Here is a 13,246-nt window from a genome sequence, read left to right on the forward strand (position 1 = left end):
CCCTTCCTCACATTAATAAAGCTGCCTCTCGAGGTTATTACTGAGGGCAGCCTTATCCATGTCCATCTGCGATTTGTGAACTAAACAATCAAACTGCTGACTGCAAATGCTGTGCCGATAAACACCAAGCAGAGCATGGTGCCTACTGCCACATTACCTTTTTCCAGATGTTCTGAAATTTTAAAGCTTGGGGTCGCCAATTCAAAAATCCAATAAGCAGCGATGAGGCACACATAACCGACAGCAAACCAAATGATCATATGCAGAATAGAGGTATTCGTATACGCCGCTACTCCAATGATAATTGCTGTAGCGAGAAATTTGCCTCCAAGCGCTAGAGCTACAGCCACATTCCCTTTTTTCAGCTCTTCCATATCCTTGAACGGGGTCATCAAGCCAAAGATAACCATACCCAACAATTGCAGAAGAATAATCACAAATATACTGACTATTAAATTAACAACAATCGTCACTTTGCCCACCCCCGAAATTTCGCATATGCCGAGTCATAATCGGCGAAATCATGTACTTCCTCAAGGACTACGGAAGCGGTCTTTTCTTTCTCTAATGCTGCATAACGCTCATCGTCTATCGGCTGCTTGATCCGGTTGCCGGAAGGCAGCTCGAGGACGGCAAAGTTTCTTGTCTTCTCATTATATTTTGTCTTGTATACTCCTACAAGATCAACATCTGTAGTTACCGATACCTTAAGGTTGGTAAGATCCTCGACTGCTGTTTTTTCATCGGGATACGATTTAATGGTCGTCCAGGAAGAGAGGCGGACTTCATTGCGTTGGTCGGCATCTGTGATCAGCTCAGCGTCCATGAACTGCAGTGTCCATATTTTATCGCCAGTAGCATAATTCTCATCATTCGGCAGCAGCTCATTATCCGGCAACACCGTCATATCACTACCAATTAGATCACCTACAGTACTCTCCACAACCCGGTAATCCCAAGGTACCCGTGCAACACTGTCAGAAGTTTCGGCAGTGCCTGAATCAAACACACTCCCCTGATTACTGGAACATGCACTAAGCAGCAATACCGTTAGAAGCATCATACATAAAGCCCCGATCCGGGCCTTTACTAATCTGGTAGACGACTTGTTTATAGCCTTACTTTTATCCAACTATCTCACTCCCAACGCGATAAAATGACTGGCATTGCCCGTAATCAGTCCGCCAGCCCGGCCGAGCAGCCCACACGGCTTCCCATTAATGACGAACATGCCTGTCAGTAGGTGGAATTCACCTTTGGCGGTGTGTATTCGGGCTAGTTCAGCTCTTTTTTGATATACAGAGGGAAAAAGCTGACTGCTATCATAACCCTCTTCGTCCTCAATTTCTAGAGTTCCACTATCGTCAAAGAGACGTACAGAACCGCCTTCGCGGCCAAATACAGATTTGGACACAAAGCTGCCAGAGAACACAGGCTTATTATAAGTCGGCAAAATATAACGTGAGATCGCTTCACGCTCTTCATTGTCAAATAATAAGCCAAGCTCATACATTCCCCATACAGCTGCAATCAATCCCTTAGACTGCAACAGGATACTGTGTGGTCCATTAAAAAGCTGAAGATTTCCCTGTTCAACAGCATAGGCAAGTGCATCTCCACCCTCATCGACGGCCATCCACTCTTTAGGATATAGGGCGAACATCCGCTTTATCACCCGGTCCTCCCCGTCCTTCAAAATGCCCTCATCGACCCACAGATCGAGACAATCCACACACTGAATAGTAAGCCCGCTATGTCTGGCCAAGGCTTCAATCGTACCCGAATCTTCAAGATGAGAGCCATAAGCAACACAAGCTGCGGTATCTGGTCGTTCTATCTGCCAGGCTGCGGCAAGTTGTTCCTTCATCGCATGATTTGGACTAGTCACACCCGCCTGTTCACAGATCCAAGGTGTTGCTATGGAAGCCTCCACATAACCTGTAGGTGTATCGGCATTCAGTTCCAGAAGCTTGATGGTTCCATCATTAGCTATCGCAAAATCGAACCTTGCATACCGACTGATTAGACCTTCTTCCGGAATAGGAAACCCATCAAGCATCTCCCAAAGAACAGGAGGAATGCCCAGCAGCTCATACAAATCGCGTTTTAGATGTATATACCGAACCGCTTTATCGAGGATAGCCCACAGCTTTGCGGAGGCTTCCTCAAGCTCTTTATAAATGTCGCTGCGCATCACAGCTATTGCATCCATCCAGTACTCTTCTTCCTCTAGATCTGCCCAAGTGAACCCAAGCTCATGCAGCGCTTGTACCCGTGGGCCCCGCTCCAGATCAGACAAATCTAGAATCTCAAACACGCTCTGCTGATCACTCATCCGCCGAAACCACTCTTGCTGGAACCAGATCTCGATGAAGATTTCGAGCCTGAGCTTGATTTAGAGTTCTTCGAAGAGTTTAAGCCACTGGAAGTGCCACCGATTCCGTTCTTTGAAGAGGAACCTCTTCTCGTGATGGAACCCGTGGATGAGGTTGAGGTTTTAGGTTTCACTACAGAACCGGGCACCTTTTTATTCTGGAACTTTTCGCTGCTATAAGTAGGTGGTTTATAAGTGGTTCTCGTGCCTCCATAATAGGTAGGACGGTCCTTAGCCCATCCTCTGGAGGAGTAATTGGCACCGCTGTTAAACAACATGTGATACAGAAGCAAATCCGTCCAGCCAAAACCTGAATGATAACCGCCATAGTTATTCACTACCGTTGTTCCGTTTGAAGTTACTACGCCTTGGCCTTGCTCCTCTACCTCTTTCGTACCTTCTTCGGGGTAGGGAATATTCCAATCCACATTTTTATCAAAATAAGCTTTAACCTCTTCATTAGACCAAGAGACTAGCTGTGGTTCGCCCGCAGAAGTATTCGCGCTAGCCCCCGCTCCGCCAGGAATAAACATAGCATTCGCTAATAAGGCTATGCCTAGCGATGTTGATAATACACGGATGGGTTTGCCATCTGCGGTAAATAATTTTGATGCAGGCAATTCCTTATCCCTTTCTTCTTTAGCCATCGTAAGGTTCTCCTTCCCTGATGATCTTCTATCCCTCAGTGTGCATCGGAACAAGCAAAAGCTCCAGCTTGCCCTCATCCACATTCAGTCGTCCTTCAACCGCCTCATATTCCTTACTGCCCACCACTATATAATTGACATGTTCAAGTGCAGTTATCATATTCATGCTCCACGTACGCTCTTCAATCACTCGTAGATCACCTTCTGGCATTTTTTCGATTAAAACTACACTCATCCCGTTATCCATTATTACCATTCCTTCCTTATATCTGCTATAGCATCTGATACGTTTTTATCACCTTTTCGTTTCAGTTCTAAGCTTGTATAGATTGCCCAGCATTACTTTTGGAATAAGAACGTCTATATAAAAGGAGAACTCCTAACGAACACAAGCTGACAAGGAGCAACAGTCCGTATACATGCTCATAGGCTTTTGCCGGCGCAAGATCACGCTGAGCATGCAGCAACAGCCCACAGACCGCAACAGATACAGAACCTCCAAAGAACTGAATCAGTTGTAAAAGCCCCATACCTGAACCAATCCAAGTTCGCGGAAGAACCCGAGAAGCTTCATTATTTAAGGATGCCATTGTCGCCGAGAAGGCCGGAGAGAAGCAAAGATAACCAAGCAGAAGAACTACAGGAGATACAGAAAGGTTCAGCGCAAATGCAGCCATAACAGCGGCAAGAATACAATGCCCTATGATTAAGAAGCGCAAGTTGCCATACCGGTCAATAAAACGTCCAACAAAACGGGTAAGAAATGCGGATAATAACGCACCTGGTGCGATAAACAAACCAATCATCAACGCGGATTTACCAAACAGATTAGCGAGCACAAGCGGCATCAGGAACAAATTCCCCAAGTTCAGCACCAGAATACAAAAGCCTATGGTAACTAGCTTCAAGTATCCCGGCATTTTTAGCAGCTGCGGGTTAATAAAGGATTCCTTCGCCTTCTTCAAATACCAAGCGTGCACGATAATAGACACTACGCCCACTGCCAACCATACCAGAGATTGGGTGGTTACGGCTACCAGCAGACTTGCTGCATTTACAACGGTCAGCGCCGCCCCAATAACATCAAAGCTTGCAGGCTTCGGCTGTTCCTTAGGTAATAACCGCAGTAGTACTGGCAATACAACAAGCACAAGGCAAGTAATTCCGAATAACCCATTCCAGCCAAAATACTGACTGATGACACCACCAAAAATCGGGCCCAAACCAAAGGCCATTGCACTCCCTGCGGAGATCATGGCGATAGCCGCACCACGTCTTTCAATAGGCACATAACGGCTAGCCAGTACGAGACCCAATCCAGCCATCGCACCCGCGCCAGCAGATTGTACTATTCTCGTTATCAATAATGTATTAAAGTCATGCGCAAATAATCCAAACACTGAGGCCAACCCGAGAGTAATTAAGCCAACGGTCAAAAGTCTCCGAATCGGCACCACGTCTGATAAGCGGCTATAAATAACCGTCGATAAAGCATATCCAATCGAATAGCTCGAAATTACCCATGAACCTAGATCAGCAGAAATTTGGAGATCCTGAATAATGGTTGGAAGTGATACATTAAACATCGTTGTGTTCATCACTACGATAAAAAGGCACATGGTCCATAATGGCATGACTACTTTATCATTCATTACTACTTTCTCATTCATTCCTATCCATCCCTGTCCTAATTTATCTATACAAGCTTATCTAAGTTTATGCCTATAAAATCAGGATGGCAATTGGAATAGGGGGATTTAGACTACTTACGCCACATCAATCCGCACAACAATTCAAACAACTCCATGTAGTTGCGTGGATTTTTGCCCGTTAATGTATGAATGCGATTAAGCCGGTAGTTCAGTGTATTTCGGTGAATATTCAGCTTCTGTACAGTACGATTATGGTCCCCATTCTCAGCAATAAATACTTGCAGTGTTTCAATCAGGCCTGTCTTATCGCCCGACTGATCCAGTAGAGCATAAATCGTCCCGGGCCGTTCTGCCCCGTCATAGGAGAGATGAATTAAGAATCTTAGTTCTTCATAAGTGTACAGTATCTTGAGCGGGTCGACTCTACTACCAACACTAATCGCCGCCTGGGCCTGTTCAAGTGAATAAGCAGCTAACTCCTCTGCTTCGCCAGAACCTATTCGCCCCACATTCGCACATGAATTTAGTTTTCCTATGAGCTCTTTATAAAGAAAAACATCCGTTATAAAAAAAACCGCCTTATCATTCTCCAAATTCCAGTAATGTGGATAGGACCTAAATACATTTTTGAATTCTTTTCCGTTCACATCGCCTTCCACTAGGATCGCCCAGCATTTTTTCTTAAGATCAAGCCCATAGCTGCCCGCCCGTTCCAGAAACTCAAGATCATATGCTTCTTTACGATAAGACAATTCATGATAAAATTTCACACGTTTTACTCGCTCATCCTGTTCCAGCTTGTTCCTTGCTTCCTGCTCAATAAGTAATATAGTAGTGACTCTGACCAGCTTACTAAACGGCCTAACCTCATCTGGATGTCCCGTAATACCTACCACACCCAAAACTTTATGATCTATAATAATGGGTTCATTCACCCCCGGCTTCATGCCGCTGCCATCCTCGTACACTTCAAAGACATGCCCACTTTGAATGGCTATTCTCGCTCCCTCATGTAAGGTTCCGACCCGTTTCAGATCTCCGCTTCCTACAATAAAGCCGCTCTCATCCATAACATTAATGTTATAAGGAACTACGCTCATCATTTCTTGTGCTATTTGTCCTGCGAGTGATTTCGATATCTTCATGTCTGTACCTCCTGTCCCTTTATATTCTACTCAGAAAGCTTCTACCTTAAAAAAGAAAAAAGGGGCTGACTCCGTTCAGTCAGCCCCTCTATCACTTTGTATAATTCAATCAGCTTCCTTGGTTCAACATGACTAACCTAGCCACATTCTCAGCCGTTCTTTCCAGATTCTCTTGCCCTTTATTCAAGGCATCCTCCAATGAAGCTGCACCTGGCATGATCCCAAAAATAGCATCAATCCCTTTATCATACAGCACTTCCGTCTGATCGCCGATCCGTCCCGCAAAAGCCAGCACAGGTTTATTATATTTCTTAGCTACCTCAGCAACGCCAAGCGGAGTCTTGCCATATTGGGTCTGGAAATCGATGCTTCCTTCCCCGGTCCACACCATGTCCGCCTGCTGCACTTTTTCTTCAAGTCCAGTATAGTCGATCACAAGCTCAATGCCTTTTTTTAATATTCCGTTTAAGAACACCACCAGTCCTGCCCCAAGGCCACCCGCCGCACCAGCACCAGGCATATCTATAATATCGAAACCCAATTGCTCTTTGATGACACTCGCATAATGATGCAGATTGCTGTCCAGCTGTTTGATCATATCCGAAGTAGCCCCTTTTTGCGGACCAAATACATTGGAAGCCCCAGTCGGACCACATAATGGATTCGTAACGTCGCAGGCCACTTCAACCTGTACATCCTTAAGGCGAGGGTCAAATCCACTCAGATCAATACGGGCTAATCTGCCGAGCTCACCACCACCAAACAACAGCTCATTGCCTTCGGCATCCAGCAGCCTGCCGCCTAATGCCTGCACCATCCCGGCGCCTCCGTCATTGGTGGCACTGCCACCGATACCGATCAGCAGCTTGCTGACCCCACGATCCAGACATGCTTTGATTAATTGTCCTGTCCCGTAGGTAGTTGTAATCAACGGGTTACGTGTCTCTGGGGATACCAGCTGAATGCCACTCGCACTAGCCATTTCCAGCACCCCTGTCAGCCCGTCTCCTGTGATTCCGTAGGATGCGCTAACTTCATTGCCCAGTGGCCCTTTAACTTTTGTTATATATACTGTACCTTCCGTTGCATCGACCAAGGACTGCATCGTTCCTTCGCCGCCATCTGCCATGGGTACATGAATACAAGTAATATTAGAATTTACTTTATGAATGCCTTTTTCCATGGCTTCACAAGCTTCTTTGGCTGTCATACTTTCCTTGAAAGAATCCGGTGCCAATACGATGACAAAGTCTTTATTCATAGAATATCCGTCCCTTCTAGTTGCAAATATAAATTATAGGATGAAGCCGTATAATATAGTGGCGACGATAGCCATCGTCAGACCCACGAGACTTTCATAAGGAATCAGTGACATCCGGTCCTTAATGTTCATCTTAACGGAATCAGCGGTCACGTGGAAGAAGTTACCGTGTGGCAGATGGTCAATGACTGTAGCCCCGGTGTGCACCATAATTGCTGCATTTAGCGGCGCTGTGCCCATCGAAAGAATAGCGGGACCAAATGATCCGGCAGCCACGATAGAAGCCGTAGAGGTTGATGCTGTAGCAGCCGCCATCAGGATCCCTGCAATTGGCGCAAGGAACGTTCCGGAAATCCCCATAGCCGTTATTGCATCTACAACAGTAGCACTCAAATCCGATTTCGAGATAATACCAGCGATAGCACCAGCACCTATCAGGATAATGGCTGTACCTGTCATTTTATTTAACCCTGAGGTTGTAAAAGAAATGATGTTCTTCGTTTGTTTCATAGCAATCAATCCAATAATGCCGGCAAGAGGCAAGATGATCATAGAATCGACTTTAAATGATTTCAGCAATTCAATATTTAGAATATTTCCGATTGGGTTAATGGCTAGAAGTAAAATAGCGACAACTGGAGCGACGATGGCACGGCCAAAGCTAGGTTTAACCTTAGTACTGTCTTCCTCTTTAGTTACAACGTCGCCCTCTGCAATTTTCACACCTTTGTTGACCAGCAGATTAGCAATAATAACAGTGACAATCAGACCCGCAATGGCTGGGATGAATCCATGAATCATGACCTGAGCCAAATCTACATCAAAGCCTTTAGCTACGGCAATGGTGTTCGGGTTCGGTGAAATAATGTTACCGGCTTTACCGCCACCGACCAGTGCGAGCAGCAAAGCGGTTTTGGAAATGCCGATCTTCTTACCTACGGACAAAGCGATTGGAGCGACAATAATGATAGCGACTGTGATGAATACGCCTACCGCTGTAATAATCATAGTTGCCAGCGCTATAGATAATAACGCTTTCTTTTCGCCAAGCTTATCTACTATGGTCTCGGCCATTCGTTCGGCTGCCCCTGATTCAATCAATACCCCGGCCAGCACACCAGCCGCGAGTACACGTACAACTGCCCCCATAACACTATTCGTTCCGTCGATGATATATTGTACTGTCTCTGCAATGGATGCCCCGCCTAATATCCCTCCGGCAATCGCGCCTAAAAAGAGTGCGTAGACCGGGTTAACCTTTTTGAAAATCAATACGACGGCCAGAATCAATCCCGCAATCGCGCCCATCCAGTTAATTACTGTGCCTTCCATCTCTAGTTGCCCCCTAGTATAAGAATTTGACACTATACAGTGTGTAATTTGATAACGCTTTCTAAACTGAGTATACTGCGCTTACAAACCCAATAATATTGACGGGACAACCTATTTTTTTGTGCATATGCACAAGCTCTGAGCATGAGAAAAAGACCAAGCTTAGGTTTCAGCACACCAGAGCTTGGTCTTTTAACATGAATTAGACGTATTAAGAAACTTGAGTTTCTTTCGTTAGAACAGGGGCAGCAGGATCTTCTGCCAGAACATTATCCTTTGTCTTCGAGAGGAAGATATTCAGCACAATCGCTGTAAGGGAACCGGATACGATACCGTTTTGCAGCAGCATCCGAGCGAATTCAGGCAATTGATCGAACATTGCAGGTACAGTTGCCGAACCCAAACCAACAGCGATACTACAAGCGGCAATCAGCAGATTACCATCCTTACGCAGATCTACCTCTGACAGAATCGACATCCCGGAAACAGCAACCGATCCGAACATCACGATCATCGCTCCACCCAGTACGGCATTGGGAATAACTGTTGTCAGAGCCGCCAATTTAGGCAGTAGTCCAAGCACAACCATAATCCCACCGGCTGCAAAAATAACATTCCGAGTTTTGACCCGAGTCAGCGAGACCAGACCTACATTTTGCGAAAATGCTGTGTACGGAAATGCATTAAAGATCCCGCCCAGCATAATCGCCAAACCTTCTGAACGCAGCCCGTTTACGATCTGCTTTTGTTCCACTTTCTGATCCGTCACTTTACCAATCGCAAAGTAAACACCTGTGGACTCCACCATACTAACAATATTAACAATGATCATAGTGAAAATAGCCGTAAGATTGAACTGAGGCCATCCGAAGTAGAAAGGCTGTGCAACACTTACCCAAGAGGCTTCACCTACTGTAGAGAAACTAACAATGCCCATTCCATAAGCAATAATTGTACCCACTAAAAGACCTATCAAGACAGAGACCGAGCGAAGAAATCCTGTAGTAAAACGGTTAACCGCTAAAATGACCAGCAGCGTGATCAGTGCAAGCAACAAATTGCGGGGATTCCCAAAATCAGCGCTGCCTTCTCCGCCAGCTACGCTATTCATAGCTACAGGAATAAGAGATAACCCAATAATGGTCACGACTGAGCCCGTTACTATCGTTGGGAAAAACCTCAGCAGCTTCCCATAAAGGGGGGCCGCCAGTACCACGAATAAACCAGATAAAATAATTGCTCCGTACACCGTCGCCAAATTGTTGGCACTGCCGATAGCGATAATCGGCCCTACTGCCGTAAAGGTACATCCAAGAATAACCGGCAGCCTGCTGCCAAAATACTTAGTGCCCATAATCTGCAGCAAAGTAGCTAACCCGCAAGTAAACAAATCAGCTGCGATAAGATAGGCCATTTGGGTGGCATTCAGGTTCAGCGCGTTCCCTACGATCAGCGGAACAACAACTGCTCCGGCATACATCGCCAGTACATGCTGAAATCCTAACGCAAATACTTTTTTCTTGCTTAACATCTCGCACTCTCCTTGATTGGCTCTTTTGAACTTTCATTATCAATGAAGTGAATTTCACCTGGTGACATAGATGTAATCCGGGCTAAAGCATGGACTTCTATCCCTCTATCCTCGAGTAGACTCCGGCCTTCTTGGAAGCATTTTTCAATCACACAACCAACGCCAAGGAGTTCAGCGCCAGCCTCTTGCACGATATCAACCAGTCCAACAAGAGCAGCACCAGTAGCCAAAAAGTCATCTACAATAAGCACCTTATCGCTTGGTCCGATATATTTTTGCGAGACACTAACCATATAATCCTCTTTGCGTGTAAAAGAATGTACCGGCGCGGAATAGACCGCTTCAGATAAGGTCACTGCTTTCTTCTTCTTCGCATATACAAACGGTACGCCTAAGGCGATGGCCGTAGCCATGGCAAATTGAATGCCACTCGCTTCAATAGTGATGATTTTAGTGATAGGCAAATGTCCGAACAACCGCTTGAACTCCTGTCCAATTTGTAAGGCAAGCTCCGTATCCACCTGATGATTCAGAAATGAATCTACCTTTAGTACCGTATCTGATAAAATAAGACCCTCTTGTCTGATGCGCTCTTGAAGTACCTTCATAGTAAACTTGATCTCTCCTTCTGAATTAAAAACAAAAAAAGGACAAATCCCTTGAGTCGTTTCTCTCAAGTGAATTTGTCCTTCTGGGTTTTTGTCCCTTAGTGGTGTAACACTGCATAGTGTCCGCATCGCTCGGTCCAGTCCTTCCATAGTCAGGAAGCGGAACCCTAGATGCGCTATTTCACTCATAGTCGGATAATTACAGTGGTTATCCGGTAGAAACTTATGGGCCATATTCCCAAGATTATATGAGTTGACAAGCAAATATAAGGATAATGTATAATGTGAAACTTATATTTTTATAAATGTTCAAAATGAATACCTTGTATATCTTACACGCTCTGTCTGGTGCTTACAAGCAAAATTTTAAGCAATTTGCATGCCATTTTCAGGTTATTTTCACGAAATTCAATTGTTTACATTTAGTAGTTACTACTCCAATATCTTCTGCGCTGTTTCTTGGGTCGTTACAAGTACATTCATATAACCCCCATTTAGTGCCCCAAGGATCCCCGTTACCTTCTCAAGTGACTCCGCTACACCAATCGAATACCGTGCTTGCTTAATTTGCTCCAGCTCAATGGTCAGTGTTCGATCCGATATTCCGGTATGCACGGGAATCCCGTTGCCATCATAGAATCGTGAACAGATATCACCAGCGACCTTTCCATTCTCCAGCTCAGCAATCACTGCATCACCATAAAAACCGCGCCACGCCTCTTCCCCTTTCATTTCCGGCGATCCGATGCCGAACACAGCGATATCCAGATGGTCCCACGCCTTGGCAATGGTCTGATAATACTGGGAATTCATCAGTTGATCTCTAGTTTCCTTTTGCTCCGTGATCGCTGGAACATCAATCATTAACGAGCGCGCACCCCATTTTAGAGCAGCTTGATAACAGATGTTATTTACATGGTACCCGCTCTCCATCTTTCCTGATGGGCCGCCGACCGTAGGTACACAGGTTACAAAAGGTCTCTGGGCTTGTGTTAGGCTTTCTACAACGCTAGCTAAGCTGCTTCCCCAAGAAAACCCAATCGTATCTTTCGGGAGAAGCACTTGCTCGAGCCATCTCGCACAGGCTTGTCCTATAGCTTTGCGTTTAATCGTGCTGGACTGTGCAGGATCTACCTCCACAACAATGGCTTCCCGTAGCCCGAACCGCTCCTTCAGCTCCTGCTCCAATGTAAAATGATCGCCAGTATCGTAATTAATAGTTATTGTAACGATCCCTTCTTCACGTACCCTCTTTAGCATCCTGCTGATGGTGGTACGATATATACCAAGTTGGCTGGAGATTTCACTCTGCGTTAAATTATGTTCATAATACATTTGTGCTATTTTAATAAGCAGCTTCTTATCTTCTTTTCGATCCATGTTACAACGCCCCCGCGTATTCAACAGTTTGACGGATTTAGACCCCCCCCGCTATACTGTAGACGATTGTTTTGCACATTTATTATTATAATGCACAAATGTGCTTAATATTAAAACTTTTATGAAGATGAATGGTTCAGATGGAATCAAGGTATCTCTAAATAAAAACAAAAAATCAAACAAGTGAGGTGCTGGAAATGAACCCTTTAAAGTGGGCAATTGTCGGTCCAGGAAGTATAGCTGCCGAATTTGCGGCTGCGCTGAATGAAACGGGAGGAACGTTGTATGCGGTTGGGTCGCGAAGCTTGGAGAAAGCACAACAATTCGCTAATCAATATGGAGCCACGAAAGCTTATGGCAGTTACAGTGAAATGCTGCAAGATCCTGCAATTGATGTAGTGTACATCTCTACGCCACATAGCAATCATTATGAATACATCATTGAAAGCTTACAGAATAACAAACATGTTCTCTGCGAAAAAGCAATCACGGTGAACAGCAAACAACTTCAAGAAGTCACCCGACTTGCCGCTGAAAAGGATCTGGTTGTGGCCGAAGCTATGACCATCTACCATATGCCACTGTATAAGAAACTGCGGCAGATCATTGATGACGGCATCATCGGGCGCCTCAAAATGGTGCAGGTCTCCTTTGGCAGCCATAAAGAATATGATGTGAACAACCGTTTCTTCAGCAAAGATCTGGCGGGCGGAGCACTGCTGGATATTGGGACATATGCGCTGTCCTTCACAAGATTCTTCCTGTCCAAACAGCCCCATGAGATTCTTACTACGGTAAAACAATTCGAGACAGGAGTGGACGAGCAATCCGGTATTATTCTTAACAATGCGGCAGATGAAATGGCGGTAATCTCCCTTACAATGCGCTCCAAAATGCCTAAACGGGGGGTGGTTGCAGGAGAACTCGGATTTATTACCGTAGACAATTTCCCGCGGGCCAGCAAAGCCACCATTCAATATTTGGATGGCACAGTAGAGACGATTGAAGCTGGAGATACAGCCAAAGCTTTGCAATACGAGATTGAAGATATGCAGCGGTATATTGCAGATAAAAGCCATAAAGAGACCCTCAACCTCTCCTTGGATGTCATGGACATTATGAGCAATGTCCGGGAGCAATGGGGGATCAAATATAGCTTTGAATAAATAAACCGTTTAGTAGGCAGCTAACTTAGGCAAATGATTGTTTTTCGAGATAGATCGCCCGTATTCATCACTTATTCCCCCCATCTGCATTAATGTTAATGAAGTCAAAGTATGGGAGAGTGAATATGGGTGGCCTATAAAAGAGACCGG

13 protein-coding genes and 1 riboswitch are annotated in these 13,246 nt (G+C 45.3%); of the genes, 1 reads left to right on the forward strand and 12 read right to left on the reverse strand.

The features are described 5' to 3' along the window. Positions 1 to 80: 80 nt before the first annotated feature. The 12 genes from MHH50_RS29735 to MHH50_RS29790 all read right to left on the reverse strand — a co-directional run bounded on the left by MHH50_RS29735 (position 81) and on the right by MHH50_RS29790 (position 11,930). Positions 81 to 473, reverse strand: coding sequence for a DUF350 domain-containing protein (locus MHH50_RS29735; RefSeq protein ID WP_038573772.1), 393 nt, complete (start codon positions 471 to 473; stop codon positions 81 to 83). Further along, positions 470 to 1,063 (reverse strand): hypothetical protein, encoded by a 594-nt coding sequence (locus MHH50_RS29740; protein WP_232061559.1) that lies wholly within the window; start codon positions 1,061 to 1,063, stop codon positions 470 to 472. The genes MHH50_RS29735 and MHH50_RS29740 overlap by 4 nt, the downstream gene beginning before the upstream one ends. Positions 1,064 to 1,132: 69 nt before the next feature. Continuing rightward, positions 1,133 to 2,335 (reverse strand): glutathionylspermidine synthase family protein, encoded by a 1,203-nt coding sequence (locus tag MHH50_RS29745; RefSeq protein ID WP_076278261.1) that lies wholly within the window; start codon positions 2,333 to 2,335, stop codon positions 1,133 to 1,135. Next, complete coding sequence (locus tag MHH50_RS29750; protein ID WP_076124098.1) at positions 2,332 to 3,021, reverse strand: hypothetical protein; 690 nt, start codon at positions 3,019 to 3,021, stop codon at positions 2,332 to 2,334. Before MHH50_RS29750 ends, MHH50_RS29745 begins: the two co-directional genes overlap by 4 nt. 28 nt (positions 3,022 to 3,049) lie before the next feature. Next, positions 3,050 to 3,256, reverse strand: a complete 207-nt coding sequence (locus tag MHH50_RS29755) for a hypothetical protein (protein ID WP_232061479.1) — start codon at positions 3,254 to 3,256, stop codon at positions 3,050 to 3,052. A gap of 79 nt (positions 3,257 to 3,335) precedes the next feature. Further along, positions 3,336 to 4,691: an MFS transporter gene (locus tag MHH50_RS29760; protein WP_254848694.1), complete on the reverse strand. Its 1,356-nt coding sequence runs from the start codon at positions 4,689 to 4,691 to the stop codon at positions 3,336 to 3,338. Positions 4,692 to 4,783: 92 nt separating this feature from the next. Beyond that, on the reverse strand, positions 4,784 to 5,818 hold the full coding sequence (locus MHH50_RS29765; RefSeq protein ID WP_076181893.1) for a sugar diacid recognition domain-containing protein: 1,035 nt from the start codon (positions 5,816 to 5,818) through the stop codon (positions 4,784 to 4,786). Between the two features lie 109 nt (positions 5,819 to 5,927). Continuing rightward, a complete protein-coding gene (locus tag MHH50_RS29770; protein ID WP_076132736.1) occupies positions 5,928 to 7,079 on the reverse strand; it encodes a glycerate kinase in 1,152 nt (383 codons plus the stop codon). Positions 7,080 to 7,112: 33 nt separating this feature from the next. Further along, on the reverse strand, positions 7,113 to 8,411 hold the full coding sequence (locus MHH50_RS29775; RefSeq protein WP_076124103.1) for an SLC13 family permease: 1,299 nt from the start codon (positions 8,409 to 8,411) through the stop codon (positions 7,113 to 7,115). A 211-nt stretch (positions 8,412 to 8,622) separates the two neighbouring features. Continuing rightward, positions 8,623 to 9,942: a nucleobase:cation symporter-2 family protein gene (locus tag MHH50_RS29780; protein WP_036682206.1), complete on the reverse strand. Its 1,320-nt coding sequence runs from the start codon at positions 9,940 to 9,942 to the stop codon at positions 8,623 to 8,625. Then, positions 9,936 to 10,550 (reverse strand): xanthine phosphoribosyltransferase, encoded by a 615-nt coding sequence (locus MHH50_RS29785; RefSeq protein WP_036682464.1) that lies wholly within the window; start codon positions 10,548 to 10,550, stop codon positions 9,936 to 9,938. Before MHH50_RS29785 ends, MHH50_RS29780 begins: the two co-directional genes overlap by 7 nt. Before the next feature lie 168 nt (positions 10,551 to 10,718). Beyond that, positions 10,719 to 10,822, reverse strand: a riboswitch (purine riboswitch). A 160-nt stretch (positions 10,823 to 10,982) separates the two neighbouring features. Further along, positions 10,983 to 11,930 carry a sugar-binding transcriptional regulator gene (locus tag MHH50_RS29790; protein ID WP_076278260.1) on the reverse strand — a complete coding sequence of 316 codons (948 nt, stop codon included), beginning with the start codon at positions 11,928 to 11,930 and terminating at the stop codon, positions 10,983 to 10,985. Between the two features lie 197 nt (positions 11,931 to 12,127). Here MHH50_RS29790 and MHH50_RS29795 point away from each other — a divergent pair, with 197 nt between their 5' ends. Continuing rightward, a complete protein-coding gene (locus tag MHH50_RS29795) occupies positions 12,128 to 13,096 on the forward strand; it encodes a Gfo/Idh/MocA family oxidoreductase (RefSeq protein WP_076278259.1) in 969 nt (322 codons plus the stop codon). Positions 13,097 to 13,246 lie beyond the last annotated feature (150 nt).

The organism is Paenibacillus sp. FSL H3-0302 (genome assembly GCF_037982245.1).
In the GTDB taxonomy this organism is placed as follows: Bacteria; Bacillota; Bacilli; order Paenibacillales; family Paenibacillaceae; genus Paenibacillus_AQ; species Paenibacillus_AQ odorifer.